General features: G+C 68.6%; 18 protein-coding genes. 5 read left to right on the plus strand and 13 right to left on the minus strand.

Annotated features, from left to right (window positions below):
* Positions 1–83: 83 nt before the first annotated feature.
* Positions 84–815 carry an NUDIX domain-containing protein gene (locus tag MHN80_RS08820; RefSeq protein WP_239400994.1) on the plus strand — a complete coding sequence of 244 codons (732 nt, stop codon included), beginning with the start codon at positions 84–86 and terminating at the stop codon, positions 813–815.
* On the opposite strand, the gene MHN80_RS08825 is transcribed toward MHN80_RS08820, so the two are convergent.
* The 6 genes from MHN80_RS08825 to MHN80_RS08850 are packed head-to-tail and all read right to left on the minus strand — an operon-like array spanning position 778 to position 6,093.
* Positions 778–1,374, minus strand: a complete 597-nt coding sequence (locus tag MHN80_RS08825) for a DUF2567 domain-containing protein (protein ID WP_239400996.1) — start codon at positions 1,372–1,374, stop codon at positions 778–780. The genes MHN80_RS08820 and MHN80_RS08825 overlap by 38 nt on opposite strands.
* Positions 1,371–1,610 carry a hypothetical protein gene (locus MHN80_RS08830; protein ID WP_004021187.1) on the minus strand — a complete coding sequence of 80 codons (240 nt, stop codon included), beginning with the start codon at positions 1,608–1,610 and terminating at the stop codon, positions 1,371–1,373. The genes MHN80_RS08825 and MHN80_RS08830 overlap by 4 nt, the downstream gene beginning before the upstream one ends.
* A gap of 34 nt (positions 1,611–1,644) precedes the next feature.
* On the minus strand, positions 1,645–2,682 hold the full coding sequence (gene bioB / locus MHN80_RS08835) for a biotin synthase BioB (protein WP_004021188.1): 1,038 nt from the start codon (positions 2,680–2,682) through the stop codon (positions 1,645–1,647).
* Positions 2,683–2,723: 41 nt separating this feature from the next.
* A complete protein-coding gene (gene bioD / locus MHN80_RS08840; protein WP_239400998.1) occupies positions 2,724–3,596 on the minus strand; it encodes an ATP-dependent dethiobiotin synthetase BioD in 873 nt (290 codons plus the stop codon).
* The gene (locus MHN80_RS08845) at positions 3,593–4,774 is read right to left on the minus strand and encodes an 8-amino-7-oxononanoate synthase (RefSeq protein WP_239401000.1); all 1,182 of its coding nucleotides are present in this window, start codon (positions 4,772–4,774) and stop codon (positions 3,593–3,595) included. The genes bioD and MHN80_RS08845 overlap by 4 nt, the downstream gene beginning before the upstream one ends.
* Positions 4,771–6,093, minus strand: coding sequence for an adenosylmethionine--8-amino-7-oxononanoate transaminase (locus tag MHN80_RS08850; RefSeq protein WP_239401002.1), 1,323 nt, complete (start codon positions 6,091–6,093; stop codon positions 4,771–4,773). Before MHN80_RS08850 ends, MHN80_RS08845 begins: the two co-directional genes overlap by 4 nt.
* 132 nt (positions 6,094–6,225) lie before the next feature.
* Here MHN80_RS08850 and MHN80_RS08855 point away from each other — a divergent pair, with 132 nt between their 5' ends.
* From MHN80_RS08855 to treY, 4 genes are all read left to right on the plus strand, one after another.
* Entirely contained in the window at positions 6,226–6,783 is a 558-nt protein-coding gene (locus MHN80_RS08855; protein WP_033203892.1) for a TetR family transcriptional regulator, read from the plus strand.
* Positions 6,784–6,952: 169 nt separating this feature from the next.
* Positions 6,953–9,130: an acyltransferase family protein gene (locus MHN80_RS08860; protein WP_101819489.1), complete on the plus strand. Its 2,178-nt coding sequence runs from the start codon at positions 6,953–6,955 to the stop codon at positions 9,128–9,130.
* 133 nt (positions 9,131–9,263) lie between these two features.
* Positions 9,264–11,873, plus strand: a complete 2,610-nt coding sequence (gene glgX / locus MHN80_RS08865; protein ID WP_374206319.1) for a glycogen debranching protein GlgX — start codon at positions 9,264–9,266, stop codon at positions 11,871–11,873.
* 4 nt (positions 11,874–11,877) lie between these two features.
* Positions 11,878–14,268 carry a malto-oligosyltrehalose synthase gene (gene treY, locus MHN80_RS08870; RefSeq protein ID WP_239401004.1) on the plus strand — a complete coding sequence of 797 codons (2,391 nt, stop codon included), beginning with the start codon at positions 11,878–11,880 and terminating at the stop codon, positions 14,266–14,268.
* A 10-nt stretch (positions 14,269–14,278) separates the two neighbouring features.
* On the opposite strand, the gene MHN80_RS08875 is transcribed toward treY, so the two are convergent.
* Genes MHN80_RS08875 through MHN80_RS08905 form a run of 7 tightly spaced genes read right to left on the minus strand, consistent with a single transcriptional unit; the run spans position 14,279 to position 22,093 of the window.
* Positions 14,279–15,202, minus strand: a complete 924-nt coding sequence (locus MHN80_RS08875; RefSeq protein WP_239401006.1) for a hypothetical protein — start codon at positions 15,200–15,202, stop codon at positions 14,279–14,281.
* A gap of 59 nt (positions 15,203–15,261) precedes the next feature.
* The gene (locus MHN80_RS08880) at positions 15,262–16,434 is read right to left on the minus strand and encodes an MlaD family protein (RefSeq protein ID WP_004021197.1); all 1,173 of its coding nucleotides are present in this window, start codon (positions 16,432–16,434) and stop codon (positions 15,262–15,264) included.
* Entirely contained in the window at positions 16,431–17,618 is a 1,188-nt protein-coding gene (locus MHN80_RS08885) for an MlaD family protein (protein WP_374206320.1), read from the minus strand. The genes MHN80_RS08880 and MHN80_RS08885 overlap by 4 nt, the downstream gene beginning before the upstream one ends.
* Positions 17,615–18,715 carry an MCE family protein gene (locus tag MHN80_RS08890; protein ID WP_239401008.1) on the minus strand — a complete coding sequence of 367 codons (1,101 nt, stop codon included), beginning with the start codon at positions 18,713–18,715 and terminating at the stop codon, positions 17,615–17,617. The genes MHN80_RS08885 and MHN80_RS08890 overlap by 4 nt, the downstream gene beginning before the upstream one ends.
* A gap of 26 nt (positions 18,716–18,741) precedes the next feature.
* Positions 18,742–19,731 (minus strand): MCE family protein, encoded by a 990-nt coding sequence (locus MHN80_RS08895; RefSeq protein WP_004021200.1) that lies wholly within the window; start codon positions 19,729–19,731, stop codon positions 18,742–18,744.
* On the minus strand, positions 19,728–20,762 hold the full coding sequence (locus MHN80_RS08900; protein ID WP_239401010.1) for an MCE family protein: 1,035 nt from the start codon (positions 20,760–20,762) through the stop codon (positions 19,728–19,730). Before MHN80_RS08900 ends, MHN80_RS08895 begins: the two co-directional genes overlap by 4 nt.
* Complete coding sequence (locus MHN80_RS08905; RefSeq protein ID WP_004021202.1) at positions 20,759–22,093, minus strand: MlaD family protein; 1,335 nt, start codon at positions 22,091–22,093, stop codon at positions 20,759–20,761. Before MHN80_RS08905 ends, MHN80_RS08900 begins: the two co-directional genes overlap by 4 nt.
* Positions 22,094–22,101: the final 8 nt, after the last annotated feature.

Genomic DNA, 22,101 nt, shown 5'->3' on the forward strand with positions numbered 1-22,101 from the left:
CGACACGGCGCCTCGCTCGCGCTCGGAGCCGGCTCAACCAGCAGCGGTCACCAGCGGAGGGTACGCACCCTACAATCGTGCGCATGCCAGCCGCCGGGTCCGAGCCACCCATCGCCGACGGTACGACCCTCCGGGTGGAAGTCCTGACCGTGGTGTTCCAGATCCGGGTCGCGCCGGATTCCGGATCCGGTTCGGACATCGACAGCCCGTCGCTGTGCGTCCTGCTGTCGCGGTCGGTCGACGACGTCTGGACCCTCCCGGGCGGCGGGGTCGGTGCCGCGGAGACACTGTCGGCGAGCGCACGTCGACTCGTCGCGGATTCTCTCGACGTCCGGGAGATCGCACACCTGGAACAGCTGTCGGTCTTCTCCGATCCGCGCCGGGTGCCCGCGGTCCGCACCATCGCGTCGACCTACATGGGCCTCGTGCCCTCCGACGCGGCCGCGACGCCGCCCGAGGCCGCGGGTTGGTTCGCCGTCGACGCGCTCCCCCCGCTGGCGTTCGACCACACCGAGATCGTCGACGCCGCCCGGCATCGGCTCGCCGCGAAACTCTCGTACACCAACATCGCCTTCGCGCTGGCGCCGACGCGGTTCCCGATGTCGGCGTTGTCGGAGATCTACTGCGCCGCACTGGGTTATCCAGTGGACACGACCAACCTGCTCCGCATCCTGAGCCGGCGCGCCGTGGTGGTCGCCACCGGCACCGTCGGCAAGACCGGCCGGAGCGGCGGACGCCCGCCCGCCCTCTACGCCTTCGCCGAGAAGGAGTTACGCGTCACGGATGAGTTCGCGACGCTGCGCCCGCCGATGTGAGCACCTCCGCTGACGAGGCGTCGTCCGCGAGGTCGCCGACGCCGAGATCAGCGGTCCGCGAAGACAACACGCACACCAGGTAGACGACGGCGAATGCGAACGGAGCGCAGATGAGGAGTGTCCACGGCTCGCTCGACCCCGACCGTGTGGCGCCGTCGAGCCAGAGCTCCGGGGCGATCCGGTAGGTCGCGTCGACCGGCAGCGCGGTCGGATCGCCGTCGAATCGCAGTCCCGCGACCCACATCCCGACCGTCGCCGCGAGCGCCGAGCCGGCCGTGGCCGCCAGTGCCGGCCACACGAAACCGCTGACACCCCGCCACGAGCGGGCCGCGAACCACACCACGAGGGCGGCGACGGCGCCGTAGCCGAACATCGTCACGGCGAAGGCCCCCACCCCGCCGAAATCGGCGGGGATGTCGTCGCGGCGGAGGCCGTCGAACACGACCCCGGTGGTGGGCGGGGTGAGAAGGGCCCAGATCACCCCGGCGACCGCACCCAGCAGCGCCACACCGACGGAGACGACGGCCAACCGGGGGACGGTGCGGACCGGCGGGTTCACCGGCGCCCCAGCTCCGTCGAGTCGACGGTGCCGTGCCGCGAGCAGCGCGCATCCCACCCGTCGGGTCGCACCTGGACCACCATCCGGCGTCCGCACTGCCCACAGAAGCGAGGGGGTTCGAGACCCAACCGAGCGGCGGGCGGAACGGCGTCGGGGGCCTGCAGTTCCACTTCGAGTCCGGTGAAGACGCCGAACCGGCACGGTTCGGCGAGTGGTCCCGGGACGGTGTCGATCATGAGAACACGCTACCCATCGCTGCGGACGTACCCGTCAGATCGTGTCGTTCAGCGACTTGATCGGCATCGACAGGTCGCTGAGGAGGTCGAGGTCGTCCTCGGCGGGCCGACCGAGGGTCGTCAGGTAGTTACCGACGATGACGGCGTTGATGCCGCCGAGGATGCCCTGCTTGGCGCCGAGATCGCCGAGGGTGATCTCGCGCCCACCCGCGAAGCGCAGGATGGTGCGCGGCAGCGCGAGGCGGAAGGCGGCCACCGACTTCAGGGCCTCTGCGGCGGGCAGCACGTCGAGGTCGCCGAACGGGGTGCCGGGCCGCGGGTTCAGGAAGTTCAGCGGCACCTCGTCGGGCTCGAGGGTGGCCAGCTCGGCGGCGAACTCGGCCCGCTGTTCCAAAGACTCGCCCATGCCGAGGATGCCACCGCAGCACACCTCCATACCCGCTTCGCGGACCATGCGCAGGGTGTCCCACCGCTCCTCCCAGGTGTGCGTCGTCACCACGTTCGGGAAGTGGCTCCGCGCGGTCTCGAGGTTGTGGTTGTAGCGGTGCACGCCCATGTCGCGCAGCTGGTCGACCTGGTCCTGGGTGAGCATGCCCAGGCTGCAGGCGATCTGGATGTCGACCTCGTTGCGGATCGCCTCGATACCCGCCGCGACCTGACTGAGCAGGCGTTTGTCGGGACCGCGGACCGCGGCGACGATGCAGAACTCGGTCGCGCCGGTCTTGGCGGTCTGCTTGGCCGCCTCGACCAGCGAGGGGATGTCGATCCAGGCGCTGCGCACCGGCGAGGCGAAAAGGCCGGACTGCGAACAGAAGTGGCAATCCTCCGGACACCCGCCGGTCTTCAGCGAGATGATCCCCTCGACCTCGACCTCCGGTCCGCACCAGCGCATCCGCACGTCGTGGGCGAGCTGCAGCAGTTCGGTGAGCCGATCGTCCGGCAGTCGCAGAACCTGCAGGACCTGCTCCTGATCGAGGGGCTCGCCGCGGTCGAGCACCTGCGTGCGGGCGATGGCGAGGATGTCGTCCGACGCCGGGGCCGAGGTGGCGGCGTCGACTGTTGCCTGGGTCACTGGTGATACTCCTTGGATGGATGTTCCGCTGCGGGAACGGTTCAGGGCGTCCGGACGAGCTGTTCCGGGCACGTGGGTGACAGAGTCGTGAGCCACTCGTCGTCGAACCAGGACGATGCGCGGCTCCGGAAATCGGCGGGTGCGAGACTCGCCGCGCCCGCGGGCAGTACGCCGACCACCGGTACCCCGGTCACCCGCGGGAGATCGGTGCGGTTGCAGCGCATCGCGAGGTCGGGATCGTCCGGCCACCAACCGATCACGAGACCGGCCGGGCGCAGGCCGCGCGCCCGCACCGCGCCCACGGTGAGCTCGGCGTGGTTGAGCGCGCCGAGTCCGGGCGCCACGACGATCAGAAGACCGTCGGCGGTGTCGGGAGCGAGTGTGGCCGCGGCGATGTCGAGGATCGTGGCCGACTCCCCCAGTCGCACGAGCACACCGCCCGCCCCCTCCACGAGGGTGAGGTCGTGTGACACCGCCAGATCGTCCACCCCTTGGACGATGACCGTCGGATCGGCCATTGGCATCCCGGCGCGCCGCGCGGCGGTGTCGGGGGCGAGGGGCTCGGGATAACGAAACAGCTCGACGGCCGTGACGTCGCCCGCGAGGCGTCGTACCTCGGCGAGGTCGCCGGGCTCGTCGTGGCCGATCCCGGTCTGGACCGGTTTGCAGACGGCTACTCGGGTTTCGGGCCCTTCGTGGCTCGTCGCTATCGCTCCTCGCACCTCAGGGAGCAAGGGGTAACTCGCCGATTGCGCTCCTCGCACCTCAGGGAGCACGGGGTGGTGGCGCGCCTGCGCTCCTCGCCCCCAGGGGATCTGACAAGCCGCGGCGAGGGCCGCTGTCGCGACGGTCTTCCCGACGTCGGTCGACGTCCCGGTGACGGCGAGGACGGTGCCTCGTGTTCTGGTGCTCACCGTGCACCGACTTCGCGCAGGGCCGCGTCGACGACGGCGGCCACCCGGTCGAGGGTGTCGGTGTCGAGATCCGCGCGCACGGTGATCCGTAGCCTCGAGGTCCCGACCGGAACCGAGGGCGGGCGAAAGCATCCGACGAGCACGCCGCGGTCGCGGCACGCCGTCGCGGCCGCCACCGCACGCTGCGGATCCCCGACGACGATCGAGATCACGGCGGCGGCCGGTTCGTCGACGCCGCAGGCGGACGCCAGCCGACGGGCGTTGGCGCGCAACCGGTCCGGCAGACCGGGTTCGGCGCGCAGGATCGTCAGGGCGGCATGCGCGGCACCCACCGCGGCCGGATTGAGGCCGGTGTCGAAGATGAAGGTGCGTGCGCAGTCGATCAGGTGCGACCGCAGCACCGCCGATCCGAGGACCACACCGCCCTGCGCCCCGAGCGACTTCGACAGCACGGTCGTGACGACGAGGTCGGGCGCCCCCGAAAGGCCCTGCTCGGCAACGAGTCCCCGTCCGCCCGGACCGCGCACACCGAGGGCGTGGGCCTCGTCGACGAGCAGGGCTGCGCCGTGCGCGCGGGCCGCGGCATACAGATCCGCGACCGGCGCCGGCTGACCGTCGATGCTGTACACCGAATCGGTGACCACCAGCGCGCGGCTCTCGGTGCGCTCGGCCAGCACCCGCCGCACGGCCGCGTGGTCGCCGCGATCGACGACCACGACTCGGGCGCGGGACAACCGGCAACCGTCGATCAGTGATGCATGGGTACCGGTGTCACTGACGATGAGGTCGCCGCGCGTCGCGAGCGCGGTGACGGCGCCGACATTGGCGAGGTAGCCCGACGAGAAGGTCAGCGCGGCCGAAAAGCCGAGGAAGTCGGCGAGATCGTCTTCGAGGTCGATGTGCGCCTGGGTGGTGCCGACCACCAGACGGGAGGCCGTCGATCCCCCGCCCCACCGATCCGCGGCGGCACGGGCCCCGGCGACGACCGCGGGGTGCGTCGACAACCCGAGGTAGTCGTTGGAGCCGAGGTTGATCTCCCCGGCACCGGCACGCCGGACATGCGGACGGCGATGCAATCCGGCGGCGGCGCGCCGCCGCGCGGCGCCGGCGAGCCACGCCAGCCCGACCTCCGCGCCGGTGACGACCGTCGAGTCCCGTTGTGCCTGAGCCGAGGTCATGACCGGACCCCGACCAGAGCGCGATCGCCCACCGTCGCGTGGACGGCCGCGGAGATCCCGCGGACGATCACCGCGATGTCCTCGGACGTGCTGATGAACGGTGGCATCGCGTAGACGAGGGTGCGGAACGGCCGCAGCCAGACGCCCGCGTCGACCGCGGCGTCGGTCGCCGCGACCATGTCGACCGGTCGATCGAGTTCGACGACGCCGATCGCGCCGAGGACCCGCACATCGACGACGCCGTCGAGTTCCCGGAGCGGTTCCAGCCCCTCGGCGAGTCCGCGCTCGATCGCCGACACCCGCTCGGCCCACGGCGTTTCCAGCAGGAGCTCGATCGCCGCGACCGCCACCGCACACGCCAGCGGGTTGGCCATGAAGGTCGGACCGTGTGCGAGGCCGCCCGCCTCCCCTGCGCTGATCACCTCGGCGATCTCCGTCGTACACAGGGTCGCGGCGAGGGTCAGGTAGCCGCCCGTCAGCGCCTTGCCGACACACATGATGTCCGGCGACACACCCGTCCCGCCGTCGGCAGCGGGAGCGGCGTCGGCCGCGAACAGCGTTCCGGTACGGCCGAATCCGGTGGCGATCTCGTCGAACACGAGCAGGACGTCGTGGCGGTCGCAGATCTCGCGGAGTGCACGTAGATACGCCGCGTCGTGGAAACGCATTCCGCCTGCGCCCTGGACGACGGGTTCGACGATGATCGCGGCGAGCTCGTCGCGGTGCGCGAGCACGGTCCGCTCCAGTTCGGCGACATAGTCGGCCCGGAAGTCAACCGGCGGCGCGTCGACGAAGATCTGCCGCGCGAGCACGCCCGACCACATCGCGTGCATGCCGCCGTCGGGATCACACACGCTCATCGGGGCGAAGGTGTCGCCGTGGTAGCCGCCGCGCCAGGTGAGCAGACGGGTACGCCCCGTCTGCCCGCGGCTGCGCCAGTACTGCAGCGCCATCTTGACCGCCACCTCCACCGACACCGATCCCGAGTCACAGAAGAACACCTTCTGCAGCCCGGCGGGAGTGATGTCGACGAGAAGCTGCGCCAGCCGCGCGGCCGGCTCATGGGTGAGCCCGCCGAACATGACATGCGACATCCGCCCCAGCTGAGCGGCTGCGGCCGCGTCGAGCCGGGGGTGGCGATACCCGTGGATCGCGGCCCACCACGAGCTCATGCCGTCGACGACCGTCCGCCCGTCGGCGAGTTCGAGGCGGACACCGGAGGCCGAGGTCACGACCCGCGGCCGCGTCGTCGCGGGCAGCGCACCGTATGGATGCCAGATGTGGCGTGCGTCGATGCGGCTGACGTCCTCGTGATCCACCTCTGCACCTCCTGGTCGCCAACGGTCGCCCCTGGACACCGTCCAGGATTCCTGAACACCGTACAGGCAGTCCTGAACGGTGTACAGGGGCGGGTCGGATGCCCGATTCGGGAGATCACTACGCTGGCGCGGGTGAGCAACAGTCGCACCGACGTCCTGCGCGCCGCCCGCGACATCCTGGGCGAGCACAGCCTGGCCGACCTGTCGATGCGACGGCTCGCCACCGAGCTCGGCGTGCGCCCCAACGCGCTCTACTGGCACTTCCCCAACAAACAGACACTGCTGGCCGCGCTCGCCGACGACATCCTGGACGCGGTCGCGATCCCCGACACCGGGCTGGCATGGGACGAACGCCTCGATCGGCTCGCGTCCGGGATGCGCGGCGCACTGCTCGCGGTGCCCGACAGCGCGGAGGTGGTGTCGTCGAGCTGGGCCAGCGGGCTGTCGTCGAAAGCGATCACCGCCGACATCATCGCCGCCGGGTCGGCCGGCGGATTGTCGCTGCGCGACGCCGAGGCGGTCAGCACGGCTCTGTGCCAGCTCGTGATCGGCCTCACCATCGAAGAACAGACGCGCGCACAGATGGAGCGCCTCGGCGTCACCGGACCATCGGGACGGAACTTCGCCGGCGAGTTCCGCGACGGGCTGGCCATCATCCTCGACGGGGCCCGGACACGCGGCTCCCGGTGATCCCACCGCGTCGGCCGATGCCCGGTTCCGCGCGAGTGTCACAGTTGCCGGAATCGGTATTTCACAGCTTCGGCGAGTACATTGCTAGCCGGTCATCGCGGCCCGGCCCTCGAGACCGATCTGTCCCCCACCGGAAAGAACACGCCCTGTGGCATCGACGACGCGAGTAGTGGCGCCGGAGTCGTCCCCCTCGACGCCGACGACGCCCGCATACCGCACCGACCTCGACGGCCTGCGCGGCATCGCGATCGCCCTCGTCGCCTGTTTCCACGTGTGGTTCGGCAAGGTCTCCGGCGGCGTCGACGTCTTCCTCACGCTGTCGGGGTACTTCTTCGTCGGGTCGCTGCTGCGCCACGCGATCTCCAGTCAGGCGCCGCATGTCACCTTCCGCGACACGCTGAACCCGTGGCCGCGGCTCAAGCGGCTCCTCAAACGCCTGCTGCCGGCACTGTTCACGGTGCTCATCGCGGTCACCGTGCTGACGCTGCTGATCCTGCCGCAGACCCGCTGGGCCAACGTCGGGCGTGAGGTCATCGCGAGCGCGTTGTATTACCAGAACTGGTATCTGGCACAGAACTCGCAGGACTATCTCGCCGCCAGCTCGGCGAACAGCCCGCTGCAGCACATCTGGTCGATGTCCGTGCAGGGCCAGTTCTTCGTCGTGACACTGCTCGTCGCCCTCGCGTTCGCGGCGCTTCTCAAACTCGGCGCCCGGGTCGCGCGGCCGTTCGCCGATCCCCGGGTCATCAGGTTCCTGGTCGGCGGCGCGGTCTTCGCCGTCGCCCTCGTCTCCTTCTACTGGGCCCACCGCGGCCTGGCGATCAACCAGCCGTACAACTACTACGACACGCTGTCGCGGCTGTGGGAGCCGCTCGCCGGCGGCCTGCTGGCGATCTGGTTGCCGTCGCTCCGAGTCCCCAACTGGCTTCGCAACGTCGCGACCGTCGCCGCGTTGGCGCTGATCGTCAGCTGCGGATTCTGGATCGACGGCGTGAACGCCTACCCCGGTCCGATGGCGCTCGTACCGGTCGGTGCGACGCTGCTGATCATCTGGGCGGGCGCGACCGCCCTGCAGAAGCCGCCGCGCGGCACCCATGCCGCCGCCACCGAGATGCCTGTCACCAACCGATGGCTGGCGAGCCGGTGGCCGGTGTGGCTCGGGACAATCGCGTACTCGCTCTATCTGTGGCACTGGCCACTGCTGATCTTCTACCTGACCTGGCGGGACAAGAACCACGCGAACTTCTTCGAGGGTGTGGTCATCCTCGGGGTGTCGGTCGGCCTCGCGTGGCTCACCAAGCGCTACATCGAGGACCCACTGCGCGGGGGCGACCGGTCGGCACTGACCCGCGGCACCCGCGACGGACGTTCGCGGTGGCTGTCGTACACGTCGGTCGTGACGTCGATCCTGGTGGTGGGCACCCTCGTCACCGGCGTCGGCATCACCGTGTGGGAACGGCACGTCGCCAACATCGTCGTCGACACCAAGAACCTCGATCCGAGGTCGTATCCGGGCGCCCGCGCACTGCTCGACGGCTGGCCGGTTCCCGCACTCGACCCGCAGCCGTCGGCCCTGGAGGTCATCAAGGACTTCCCCGAGACCTCGACCGACGGGTACATGAGCGACTTCACCGACAACGAGATCCACGTCGGCGTCTACGGTGACCCCACCGCGACGCGCACCATCGCGCTCGCGGGCGGTTCACACGCCGAGATGTGGATCTCGGCACTCGACACCCTCGGCAAGCGCAACGGCTTCAAGGTGAAGACCTACCTCAAGATGGGGTGCCCGCTGTCGACGAACAAGATCCCCAAGCAGCGCGGCGTGCCCTACCCGGAGTGCTACGACTGGGGGCAGCGCGTCATCGACCGCGTCATCGCGGACAAACCGGATGCCGTCCTGACGAACTCGACCCGACCGCGGGACTACGAACCCGGCGACTGGGTCCCGCCGGACTACGTGCCCATCTTCGATCGCTTCCTCGACGCGGGGGTACCGGTACTCGGCATGCGCGACACCCCGTGGCCGAAGAACGCGAAGGGGACCATCGACACGCCGATCTGCCTCGCCGACGGCGGCGACGCGGAGAGCTGCGGATCGAATCGCGCCGCCGTGCTCGAGCCCGAGGATCCCGCCGCAGCGTTGGCCTCGACGCGACCGGACTTCCACCCGCTCGACATGTCCGACGGCATCTGCACCCCCGACCGCTGCCCGGCCATCGTCGGCAACATCACGGTCTACAAGGATCCCCATCACCTGAGTGCGACCTACGTCCGCAGCCTGACCGACGAACTCGGCCGACAGATGGCGGAACAGCTGCCGTGGACCGGCCCCGGGGTCCCGTGACGACGCCGGCCGGCGCCGTCTGATCGCCCGCTGCCCGGGGTCGGCGACCGCCCACCGGTGGGACATCCCACATCCGGGCCGACCGACCGCGTCCGGAGATGACCACCCGCGACAACGCGACTAGGGTCGACCCATGACGTCGCCGAAGGCGGGTAAGACCGAACCGCCAGCCCCCGGTGCCCAGCCGGGCGATCCCGGCTCCACCGCCGATCCTCACTCTTCTGCCGATCCCAGCTCTTCCGGTGAGCCCCGCGAACCAGGTCTCGACACCACCTCGACGACAGCAGCGCCACCGAGCGGCGACATCACCTCCGAGCCGGTTCCGATGCCGTCCGACCCGATCCAGGCCGAGGCGCTCGTCCACCCCGAGCCGGCGCCGATCCCGGTGTGGCCCGGTACCCCGTACCCCCTCGGCGCCACGTACGACGGTGTGGGAACGAACTTCTCGCTGTTCTCGGAGGTCGCCGAAGCCGTCGAGCTGTGCCTGATCGACCGCGAGGGCCACGAACGCCGCATCCGGCTCGAAGAGGTCGACGGATACTGCTGGCACTGCTATCTGCCCAACGTCGGTCCGGGACAGTTCTACGGCTTCCGCGTCTACGGACCCTATGACCCGTCGCAGGGACTGCGTTGCGACCCGAGCAAGTTGCTGCTCGACCCGTACGGCAAGGCGTTCCACGGCGACTTCGACGGCGACGCATCGCTGTTCTCCTACCCGCTCCCGTCGCCTCCCGAGGCCGACGACGAACCCGCGGCCGACGACAGCGGCGACGAGGCTTCCGCCACCGTGACCGACGCGGCCGGTGACACCGGGCCCGAGGCGGACGGCGCCGACGACGCCGACACATCCGCGCCCGACGATGCGGCCGACCCCGACGCCGACAACACCGACGAGGCCCCACCCGCCGAGACCGGGCAGGACGACAACGGAGCCGCACCGAGCGCGGAGGACAACGCCCAGACCGCCGGCGCCGAACCGGTCAACGAGATGCCGCAACTGGACTCGCTCGGGCACACCATGGTCTCGGTGGTGATCAACCCCTACTTCGACTGGCAGAACGATCGGTCGCCCAATCGCCCGTATCACCAGACGGTGATCTACGAGGCGCACGTCAAGGGTATGACCGCGACCCACCCCGACATCCCGGAATACCTTCGCGGTACCTATGCGGGGCTGTGCCATCCGGTGATCATCGACCATCTCAAGGAACTGGGGATCACGGCCATCGAGCTGATGCCCGTCCACCAGTTCATGCAGGACTTCGTGCTGCGCGATCAGGGTCTCCGGAACTACTGGGGCTACAACACCTTCGGCTTCCTGGCGCCGCACATCGAATACTCGTCGAACCCCGACCAGCCGGCCAGCGCGGTGACCGAGTTCAAGGCGATGGTCCGTGAATTCCACAACGCGGGCATCGAGGTCATCCTCGACGTCGTCTACAACCACACCGCCGAGGGCAATCATCTCGGTCCGACCGTGTCGTTCCGCGGCATCGACAACGCCGCCTACTACCGGCTCGTCGACGGCGAGCCCGAGATGTACATGGACTACACCGGAACCGGCAACAGTCTCAACGGCCGTCATCCGCACACGCTGCAGCTCATCATGGACTCGCTGCGCTACTGGATCCTCGAGATGCACGTCGACGGTTTCCGTTTCGACCTCGCGTCCACGCTGGCCCGCGAACTCCACGACGTGGACCGCCTGTCGGCGTTCTTCGATCTCGTGCAGCAGGACCCGGTCGTCAGCCAGGTGAAGCTCATCGCCGAACCGTGGGACATCGGCGAGGGCGGCTACCAGGTGGGCAACTTCCCACCGCTGTGGACCGAATGGAACGGCAAATACCGCGACACCGTGCGCGACTACTGGCGCGGCGAGCCATCCACCCTGGGCGAGTTCGCCTCCCGGTTGACCGGGTCCTCGGATCTGTACGAGGCGACCGGCCGACGCCCGCTGGCGAGCATCAACTTCGTCATCGCCCACGACGGTTTCACGCTGCGGGACCTGGTGTCCTACAACGAGAAACACAACATGGCCAACGGCGAGGACAATCGCGACGGCGAGAGCCACAACCGATCGTGGAACTGCGGCGTCGAAGGTCCGACCGACGATCCCGAGATCAACGCACTGCGCGCACGGCAGCAGCGGAACATCCTGGCCACGCTGTTCCTGTCGCAGGGCACGCCGATGCTCGCGCACGGCGACGAGATCGGACGCACCCAGCAGGGCAACAACAACGTCTACTGCCAGGACTCCGAATTGTCCTGGATGGACTGGACACTCGCCGAGGAGAACGCCGACCTGCTGGAGTTCACCCGCAAGGCCATCGCCTTGCGCACCCGACATCCGGTGTTCCGGCGTCGGAAGTTCTTCGGCGGGAAGCCGATCCGATGGGGTGACCAGGCGCTCGACATCGCCTGGCTCACACCCGCCGGCCAGGAGATGACCGCCGAGGACTGGGACAGCGGGTTCGGCAAGAGCCTTGCCGTGTTCCTCAACGGAAACGGCCTGGGCGAGAAGGACGAACGCGGCGAACTGGTGGTCGACGACTCGTTCTTCATCTGCTTCAACGCACACTACGAGGACCTGGACTTCACTCTTCCGCCGAACTGGTACGGCAACGAGTGGGTCGGTGAACTGGACACGACCCACCCCGTCGGGGAGACCGAACTGACGGCCGCTTCCGGCGAGTCGGTGACGGTCGGCGCCCGCTCGGTCCTGGTCCTGCGGAAGACCGCCTGAATCCATGAGCAATCGTCCGACCCCGCACGCGACGTATCGGCTCCAGCTGCACGGCGACTTCGGGTTCGCCGACGCCGCAAGCATCCTCGACCACCTCGTCGAGTTGGGGATCAGTCACGTCTACCTCTCCCCGATCGGCACGGCGTCGGCCGGCTCGACGCACGGCTACGACTGGCTACCGCCACCGGCGGTGGCGGATGTGCTCGGCGGTCTCGACGGTCTGCGCGAATTGCGTTCGGCGGCAGCCGAACGCGGGCTGGGTCTGATCATCGACATCGTCCCGAACCACACCGGGGTGGCCGACGCGCTCGCCAATCCATGGTTCGCCGACCTGCTCCGCCACGGGTCGGGGTCGGCGTACGCGAGCTATTTCGATGCCGACTTCGGAGTCGACAACGGGGCCGACGGGAAGCTGGCGCTGCCGATCGTCGCCGCCGACGGCGACCTGAGTCCACTCGAGATCGACGAGCACGGGCATCTGCGGTACTACGACCATGCGTTCCCGATCGCCCCCGGCACCGGCGGGGACACTCGGCCCGCTCGCTCCGCTCCCGGCGCCGGGCACACTCGGCCCGCTCGCTCCGCTCCCGGCGCCGGCGACGGAACACCGGGTGAGGTCCACGACCGCCAGCACTATCGGCTCGTCCCCTGGAACAGCGGGCTCATCGGGTATCGGCGGTTCTTCACCGTCAACGAGCTCGCCGGTCTCCGCCAGGAGGATCCAGAGGTCTACGACGCCACGCATCAGTGGCTGCGTGAGTTGCTCGACGCCGACCTCATCGACGGTGTGCGCGTGGATCATCCCGACGGCCTGTGGGATCCGCAGGACTACCTGCGTCGCCTCCGCGCCGACGTGGGCGACGATCGGTTGCTCTACATCGAGAAGATCCTGGCTCCCGACGAGCCGCTCGAGCCGACCCTGCCGGTCGAGGGCACCACCGGGTACGACCACATGCGCGTCATCGACGCGGTGTTCGTGGCACCGGCCGGAGTCGCCCAGCTCACCGAAGTGCACGAACGGATCACCGGCGACACCGGAGACGCACGGTGGGTGGAGACCGCCGAGCACGATCGGAAGCTCCGCACGCTGCGCGAGTCCTTCCCGGCCGAACTGCGACGCCTCGTGCGCGCGATCGACGCCGTCGGCGGCGGTGCGCCCGCCGCCGACACGGACCTCATCGCCGCTGCCTGTGCCGAACTCATCGCCGCTCTCGGGGTCTATCGGGCCGACTACCCGTCGCTGCGTCCACGCCTCCTCGCGGTGGCCGCCGGCGTCGGCGACGCAAAGCCGGAACTGCGTCCGGCCCTCGAGGTCATCGTGCGCGAGACGGCGGAGCCCGGCGAGGTGACGTCGCGGCTGGCCCAGACCTGCGGCGCGGTGACCGCGAAGAGTGTCGAGGACAGCCTGTTCTACCGCACGGCCAGGCTCGTGTCCGCCCAGGAGGTCGGCGGTGACCCCGCGAACCCGGTGTTGTCGCTCACCGAGTTCCACCGGCACAACGCCGAGCGTGCGGCGACCTGGCCGCTGGCGATGACGGCGACATCGACGCACGACACCAAACGCGGCGAGGACGTGCGCGCACGCATCGCGGTGCTCGCCCAGGTCCCCGCCCGATGGTCCCAGCTGGTCGACAGAGTCTGGCATGACACCGACGTGCCGGATGACCTGACCGGATACTTCCTGCTGCAGAACATCTTCGGAGTCTGGCCGATCGACGGCCGGGTCACCGACGAGCTACGCGAGCGACTGATCGAGTACGCCCGGAAGGCGACTCGGGAGGCTGGACTCCGCACCACGTGGACGGAGATCGACGAGGAGTTCGAGGCGGCAGTCGAGGCCTGGATCGGCCAGGTCACCTCCGGTGACATCGCGGCCGCGATCTCCGAACTCGTCGCCCGGATCGCATCGGCGTGGGAGCAGGAAGCGCTGGCTCGCAAGGCGATTGCGATCCTCGGCCCCGGAGTGCCCGACATCTATCAGGGCACCGAATGGTGGGAGGACTCGCTCGTCGACCCCGACAACCGGCGACCTGTCGACTTCGGCCGCTCGACCGAGCATCCCAAGACCGAACTCGTACGGGATGCCCTGCGGGCCCGGGCCCGTCACGCCCATGCGTTCGGTGCGTCCGGTACATACGACCGGTTGACCGCCGACGGGCCGGCCGCCGATCACACCATCGCGTTCGCGCGCGGTACCGACGACGGCCCCTCGGTCGTCGTAGTCACCGCGCGGTTCACCCACAGCCTCGACGACGAGGCGGCGGCCGCCACGTCGATCACATTGCCCCCGGGATCGCGATGGCGTGACGAGCGGACGGGCACCGTGCACGACGGGGCGGTCGATCTCCGCACCGCGCGCAGCCGGCACCCGGTGGCGATTCTCGTGCGGGACTGACCGCTTCGGGTCAGCCTGCGGGCGCGGGAGCCGGGGCCGCCGGTTGCGGGGATGGCTGCGGTGCCGGTGCTCCGCCCGCGCCCGGCAGCGACTGCGACGGGTCGATCTGGCCGCTCGGGCTGCCCGGCGGGCCGTCGACCTTCGACACCAGCCACTTGCCGTCTTCCTTGCTCAGATCGAGACGGAAGACCATCAGGCTGGTGCCGCCGTTGGGCAGCTTCACGCTTCGGCCGGTCACCTCCGCCATCACCACCGTCTGCGCGGAGTCGGCGTCGACGGTCTCGACGGCCACCACGTTGATCGTGGAGGACACCTCGATGTTCAGCGACTCCACGTTCGCCTCGGTGTCGGCGCGCTCCTGCTCGAGGCGGGTGCGCAGCTCACCGGTCGACAGCGGACCGAGCAGTTCCTTCGAATTGCCGGCATTGGCCGCGTTGAGGGTGGTGACGAGCTTGGTCACGAAGTCCGCCGAGGCCGTCTTGGAGTCGGCGAACGCATCGGCCTCCCGCTGGAGGTCGTAGGCACGCCAGCCCAGGAACGCGACGAGGGCGACGAGGGCGACCGCCACGACGGCGGCGAGGACCTTCTTGATCCCACCGCCCGTCACCGTGAAGGAGATCTCCCGCCGGTCCGACGAGTCCTTCGCGGACTCGGTCGGAGAGTCGGCCGGTTCGGTCGTCGGGGTCGCTGCCGTGCCCGGCTTCGACGGGGTCGCCGACGAGCCGCCGCGGCGGGCGGACTTCCCACGCGGCGCCGACGCCGTGGCGGGCGTCGTCGTCTCGGTCGTCGTCTCGGTCGTCGTCTCGGTCGCCGACTCCTCGTCGTGCGTCACCGCATCGGTGCCGGCGGGTTCGACCGCGTCGGCCTCTGGTGAGGCGGCGCCCGCCTCGTTCTCGGTCTCCGGGGTCACGTCGGGGTCATTCCGGTCAGTCATCTACAGGTCACGCAACTTGTCTGTCGTCGTCGAGTGGCCGTCAGTCGTCGAGCGGCCCATCACTTGTCGAGCGGAACGGTACGGGCGTTCGGGTCGTAACCCGGCGGCGGTCCCGCGGTGTCATCGCCCGGCGGCCGCGGCGCGTTGGCCGAGCCTCGGATCTGCTGACGCGGATCCTCGGTCACACAGTACAGATTGGTCGGGATGGTCAGCTCGAGGATCTGCGTCGGCCGACGTGGGGTCACCGGGTAGTTGCAACTCGGGCGCGGATAGACCGAGCCGAAGGCCCACCAGGCTCCGTCGTGGAACATGGTGAGGCTCTTGACACTGGCGTCCCGGATGGCGGGGAACAGCGTCGCCAGAGCCGGCGCACGCAGCGCACCCTGTTCGGCGATGTCGACGAACTGCTTCGTCACGTCCGTGATCGGATCGGTCAGCTGATTGATCGAACCGGCCAGACTCGTGAACTGCGATGGACCCCGATCGAGGAGCTCACGGAGTTCCTTGTCGGACGACGCCGCCGCGTTCACCAGCGAACTGAGTCCGGCCACCGTCGTACCGAAGTCGGGCTGGATCTGCGCGGTGGTCTTGAAGATGGTGCCCGCGTTCTGGATGAATTTGGTCGTCTCCGGCAACGCCGTGTACAGCTTCGCGAAGATGGTGCCGCCCGAGTCGAAGATCACCGACAGGTCGTTCGGGCCGTCCTCGTCGTACAGCGCGATCTTCAGATTGTCCACGGCGGAACGGAGTTTCGCGGGGTCGATCTGGTTGATCAGTTCCAGCGAGGACTCGAGCAGCTGCGAGAACGGAACGGTGACCTCGGTCTGGTCTGCCCGGATGACGTCGCCGTCCTCGAGATAGGGACCGTCGGAGGTGGCCGGCTGGAAGTCGACGTACTGCTCACCCGCCGCCGACAGTCCCAGCGCCGCGACCTTGGAATCGCGGTTGATCTTGTACCGGTCGTCCACCGTGACCACGACCTCGACCGAATCCGGTTGCACCCGAACGGTGTCCACATCACCGATGCTGGCACCTCGCAGCGTGACCCCCGAGGTCTCCTGCAGACCGCCGGAGATGGGGAACTCGATCGTGAGCGAGTACTTGTCGGCGAGGGGTTGCCACCTCAGGACCCCCAGGGTGAGGTAGCCGAGTCCGACGACCATCACGAGCACCAGGGCGATGTTGCCCACGAGTACCGAATTCCTGCGCAGGACTCCGAACACGCCGCTCATCCGCAACACCCCTTGGTCCCGGTGATCCGCGCCAGCAGGCGGGTCAGTGTCTGCTGCAGCGCAGCCGAACCCTCGTCGACGTCCTCGATCTCGGGCAGCCTGCTCGCCGAGTCGAATCCGACACCGGGGCTGAGCCAGTAGACCTTCGACGACACCGCGGCCGCGCTGCCCGGCGTGGACTTGACCCACTTCGGAGTCAGCGTGTGCAGGTTGTCGGCCAGCGATCCGAGCGGGCCGGCGGCCTGCCGGAGGCCGGCCAGCACCGTCGACAGATGGCCGAGCATCTCGACGAGGTTGTCCTGGTCGGTGTCGAGGAAGTCGTTGGTCGCCGCGGTGACCTGCTGGGTCTTGTCCAGCGTGGTCAGGATCGTGGCGATCTGCCCGTTCAGCGACTCGAGCGCCGGACCCAGCTTGTTGATCGACGCCATGATCTGTGCGCGCCCGTCCGCGAGTTGCCCGGTCAGGACGCGTGTGGTGGCCAGCGACCGGTCGACCGCCGCGGAACTCTGATTCAGCTTTCGGATACCGGTCGTCAGGCCGCGGATGGCGCCGTTGAGGTCCGTCGGGTTCGTCGCGACGGCGCTGCTCAGTTCGGTGAGGATGACGGTCAGCGAGTTGAGGGACCCGCTGTCCACGACCCCGCTCATGCTGATCAGGAGATCCTCGACCGTCGCCGCGGCCGACGTCGGACCGGTGAGGGTGTCCCCGTCGACCATCAGGCCGTCACGCGCCTCGATCGGCGGCAGCAGCGCGACGAACACGTCGCCCAGCGGCGTGGCCTGGCGCAGCTCGGCGCCGGTGCCCACCGGGAGTTTGGTCTTCTTGCTGACCTCCATGGTCACCAGGGCGGTGTAGTCCTTGGCGACGAGGTCGGTGACCTGCCCGACGTCGGTTCCGTTGAGCTTCACCTTCGCCCGCGTCGGCAGGTTCAGCGCGTTGTCGAACTTCGCGTTCAGCGTGATCGAGTCCCCGATACCACCCGGTGCCGGCAGCGGGATCTGCTCGACCGTGAGACTCGGGAGCAGACCGCACCCGGTCAGTCCCATCAGCGCGGCGAGCAACACCGCGAGCACGCCACCTCGGCGAAGCCCGTTCCGGCGATCGGGCCCGCGGCGTGACCGCGCCGGTGACGGACGTCCGCCCGGCCCCGGACGGTCCAGCGAGTCCATTGTCGCCGTTCTCATTTCGTCAGCTCCAGCATCGCCGAGTAGATACCGAGATCGGGACCGAAGTCCTTGAGCTTGCCCGTCCGGCAACCGTCCTTCTGCAGGTTGATCGCCTCACAGAACTTGGCGAGCAGTTCGTTGTCGACGAGGGACTTGTCGAGGAGCACCTGTGCGCGCCACGCGCCCTGTTCGGCCGAGATGGAGTTGCTCAGATTCTGGAAGAGCAGCGGTCCGACGTCGATGGTCTCCACCACCTGCCGCGAGTAGTCGCTGAGGTTGGCGGTCAACGCGGCGAGCCGGTCGAACGACACCGACATCGTGTTGGTGTTGTTCTGCAGGAACACGGTCGTGTTCTGCAAGGTCTGGTTCAGGTTCCCGAGCGTCGCGAGCAGACCCGGCGCCTGGTCGCCCAGCAGCTCCGAGACCTCGTTGACCGACTTCGAGAAGGCCGTCATCTTCGGATAGTTCTGTACCAGGGTGGTGGTCAGTCCCTCGATGGTCTCGATGATGTCGACGAGGGCATCGCTGTTGCCCGCCACCACATCTGACGCCCCGCCGAGTTCGTCGAGTGCCGCGCGGATCTCCTCGCCGTTGCCGGTCGCGATGCCGGAGGTGATGTCGATCATCTCCGCGAGCGGCCCGGGGCCTCGACCTTCGCCCTTGAGTGCGACGACCAGACCGTCGATGGCGTCGAACAATTCGCCGACCGAGACCGGCGCCTTCGTCTCCTTCAGGACCGATCCGTCCTGGAGCTTCGGTCCGCCGTCGTAGGCCGGTGAGAGCTCGACGTGCCGGGTGGTGACGATCGAGGTGTTGACGATCGCCGCGGTCGCGTCGGCGGGGACCGGGACGTCGTTGTCGATCGTCATGGTCACCTTCACCCGATCACCCTGTGGCTCGACCGCGGTGACCTGACCGACCGGCATGCCGAGGACGGCGACGTCGTTGCTGACGTACAGCCCGGCGACGTTGTCGAAGTAGGCGGTGACCTCGATGGCCTGTCCGACCGCCGCTTTCCAGCTCCCGGGGATCATCGAGCAGCCCGAGAGCCCGAGGATGCCCAGCAGCGCGATCCCGATCAGCAGGATCGGGCGGTGGGATCGGTTGGCGTGCATCGTCGTACCTGTCGTCCTGTCCGTGGTCAGCATCCGTCCACCACCCGCGCCAGGCACAGCCAGTTGTCCGGGAAGATGCCCCACGGCAGGTAGCCGTTGGCGTAGGGCCCGTCACCGATGACGTTGTTGGTCAGGCGCGCGGTGACCGGCAGGATCTCCAGCAGCTTGCGGAGATTGTTGCGGTTCTTCTCCAGCCCCTGCGTGATCGTGTTCAGGTTCGCCATGATCGGCGCGAACTGGTTGGCGTTCTCGCCGGCCACTGCGGTCGCCTGCTCGGTGAGTTCGGCGATGCCGTCGAGCATGCGGGTGACCAGTTCCTCACGCGCGACGATCTTCTGGGTGAGATCGCGTCCCTGCCCGACGATCACGGCGAGCTGGGCCTGATTGTCGTTGACGATGGTCGTGATCGTCTTGGTGTCGGCGATCAGCTGATTGATCTGGTCCTTGCGGTTGGTGATGACCTTCGACATCTGGGTGAGCGCCTCGAAGGTCGGCTCGGTGATCGCCGGCACGCCGGCGAGCTGCCGGTTGAGGGTCCGGATGCTCTCGGAGAGCGTCTTGTCGTCGATACCGGTCAGGATCGGCGCCCCCGCCTCGATGGTGCGCTGCAGGTCGTAGGGCACGGCCGTCTTCGCGATGTGTCCGTCGGGCGCGTCCTCGGGCGAATCCCCCAGCGACACATCGATGTAGCGCTGACCGAGCAGCGTCGACATCTTGATCTCCGCCGAGCCGTTGGACGTCACCCGGACGTCGTTGTCGACCTTCATGGTGATCGCCACGTGCTGCCCGGCGAGTTCGGTCTCGGTGACCTCGCCGACGTCGATGCCTGCGACGCGGACCTTGTCCCCCGGCCGGATACCGCCGGCCTGGGCGAAGTCGCCGGTGAGCGTCTGCTTGCCCAGATGCGCAGTGGCGAGGGCCGTCACGCCCAGCAGGAGGGCGACGATGACCACGGCACCGATCACACCGGCCCACACCCGCCGGTTGTTGCGGAAACTCTTACGGAACCAGCTCATCGGCACACCACCGAGTGATTCGTGCCGCCGATCTTGTTGAAGATGCCGGGCGGCAGCAGGACGTCACCGATCGCGACGTCGAGATCGCACGCATAGATGTTCAAGTAGGCGCCCTCACCGAGCACGAGCGGGAAGTGACCGAGGAAGACCGGGGCGTCGACCGCCATCCGATCGAGTTTGGCGCCGTTGCTGATCAGCGTGTTGGTCGCGATTCGACCGTCCGTCGCGGCGTTCGCCAGACTCTGCCGGCCTTCGCTCAGCACGTCGGCGAAACCGCTTGCGGTACGGCCGATGTCGGTGACCGCGCTACCGAAGGCCGCCGAGTTGGAGTTGAGATTGGCGATCAGCGCCGACATCGACTCGATGACGGTGCCCAGCTGGCCGCCCTGCCGCGACAGGTCACGCATCACCACGCTCAGGTTGTTGATGATCGCCCCGAGCACGACGTCGCGGTTGGCGGTGTCCTCCGCGAGCCGACCGACCTCGGCGACCGTGTAGCTCAGCGACACCGAATTGCCCTGGAACGCTTGGATCAACCCTTCGGACAGGGCATTGACCTGCTCCGGGGTGAGGGTTTCGAAGACCGGCTGGAACCCGGCCAGCAGCGTGGTGACGTCGAACGAGTCCTCGGAGGGCAGCTCGAGCGTCGACCCCGGGTCGAGTGGCCGGCTGTCCCGATCGGGAACGAGGGTCAGGTTCAGATACCGCTGGCCGATGAGATTCTGATAGCGGATCGCCGCACGGGTGTTGGTGTACACCTGCTGGTTGTTCTGCACCTCGAAGGTGACCCGCGCGCGGCCGTCGGCGAGTTCGATCTGGTCCACCCGGCCGACGCGGACGCCGGCCATACGGACGTCGTCGCCCGTGGCGAGACCCGACGCGTCCTTGAAGTAGGTGGTGTAGCTGTTGGTCGTGCCCGGCACCGAACGTTCCAGCGTCGAGAAGATCACGTAGGTGACCAGCAACGCGGCGATGCCGAAGATCGTGAACCCGATCAGCGGTTTGCGGATCGACTCCGAGGCCGCGCTCATCGTCCTCCTCCTTGGCCGTCGCCGCCCGCGGGACCGGTGGCGTTCCGCACGTCGAGCGACTGGACCAGTGGTCCGAGCATGATCGTGTCGGCCGCCGACGGGGTGCGACGCAACACGGTGCCGAGGGTCTTGTTGTCGGCGTCGGTGGTCACGTTGCCCACCGGCTTGTTCCGGCGCATGCCGTCGGAGGGGTAGATCGACAGCGGACCGGACATGGTCGGCCCCGTCCCCGTTCCGGGCCCGACACAACCCGGGCCGCGCAGGGTGCCGTACGGACCGCCGTCGTAGACCGGACAGTTCTGCCGGGTGTAGCGCTGGAAGGCACCGAAGCTGACGCCGATGTTGAGCTGGACGTGCCCGTTCGTGCCGGTGAACACCGTCAGCACCCGGGCGGCGAGATTGTTCAGTGCGATCACGCCCTGGGGCAGCGAGTTCGGTTCCAGGACCAGCGCACCCAGCATCCGGTTCAGATCGGTCACGAGACGCTGACCGCCGTCGCCGTTGCGCGCGAACAGCAACTGGGTCTGATCGAGCAGCCCCTGGCTGGCCGTCAGCACCGCGGTCAGATCGCGCTGCTTCTCCGCGATCGTCACCGCCGGGATCACGCTGCGTCCCAGGGTGTCGAGGAGTTGCGGCGCCGACTGCGACAGTCCGGTGAGCGCGGCGTCGAAGTTGTCGAAACCGGGCGGGGCTCCCGGCGGGAACTGGGCGTTGATCGAGTCGAAGTAGGTCCGCAACACGCCGACGAACGACCCGAACACCGATCCGCCGCCCTTGAGGGCGTCGGCGATGGTGCCGAGCACCTGCGCGAGTTCCTCGGGCGGCACGGCGTCGAGGATCTGCTTCAGCTCGTTCTGGGCGTCCTGCAGTTTGATCGTCTCGAGTGACTTGTCGGCCGGGATCACGGCACCGGCGGCCAGCCGGTCGCCGCCCACCTCGGCGGGCGGGACCAACTCGACGGAGTTGACGCCGAAGAGGTTCGACGGAACCGTCCGCGCGGTCACCGACGCCGGGATCCCCTCGGCCTGGGCCGGCTCGATGTCGATGCCGACGTTCTTGATCAGCCGGGCGGCATCGGTCTGCGAGTCGTCGTCGACGGCGATGGACTTGACGGTCCCGACGATCAGCCCGTTGTACCGAACGTCGGCGCCGTTGGAGAGGCCGTCACCGACATCGACGAGGTCGGCGGTCACGGCCACCGTCTTGCTGAACGTCCCCTGGTAGCGCATGAAGAGCAGCACGAAGATGACCAGCAGGACGAGCAGGAAGGCGACGCCGCGCAGTACGTACTGCAGCAGGGAGGGATTGCGCCCGTCGGTCGCGATGTTCACGGTCTCCC

Source organism: Gordonia sp. McavH-238-E (assembly GCF_022348225.1).
Taxonomy (GTDB): domain Bacteria; phylum Actinomycetota; class Actinomycetes; order Mycobacteriales; family Mycobacteriaceae; genus Gordonia; species Gordonia terrae.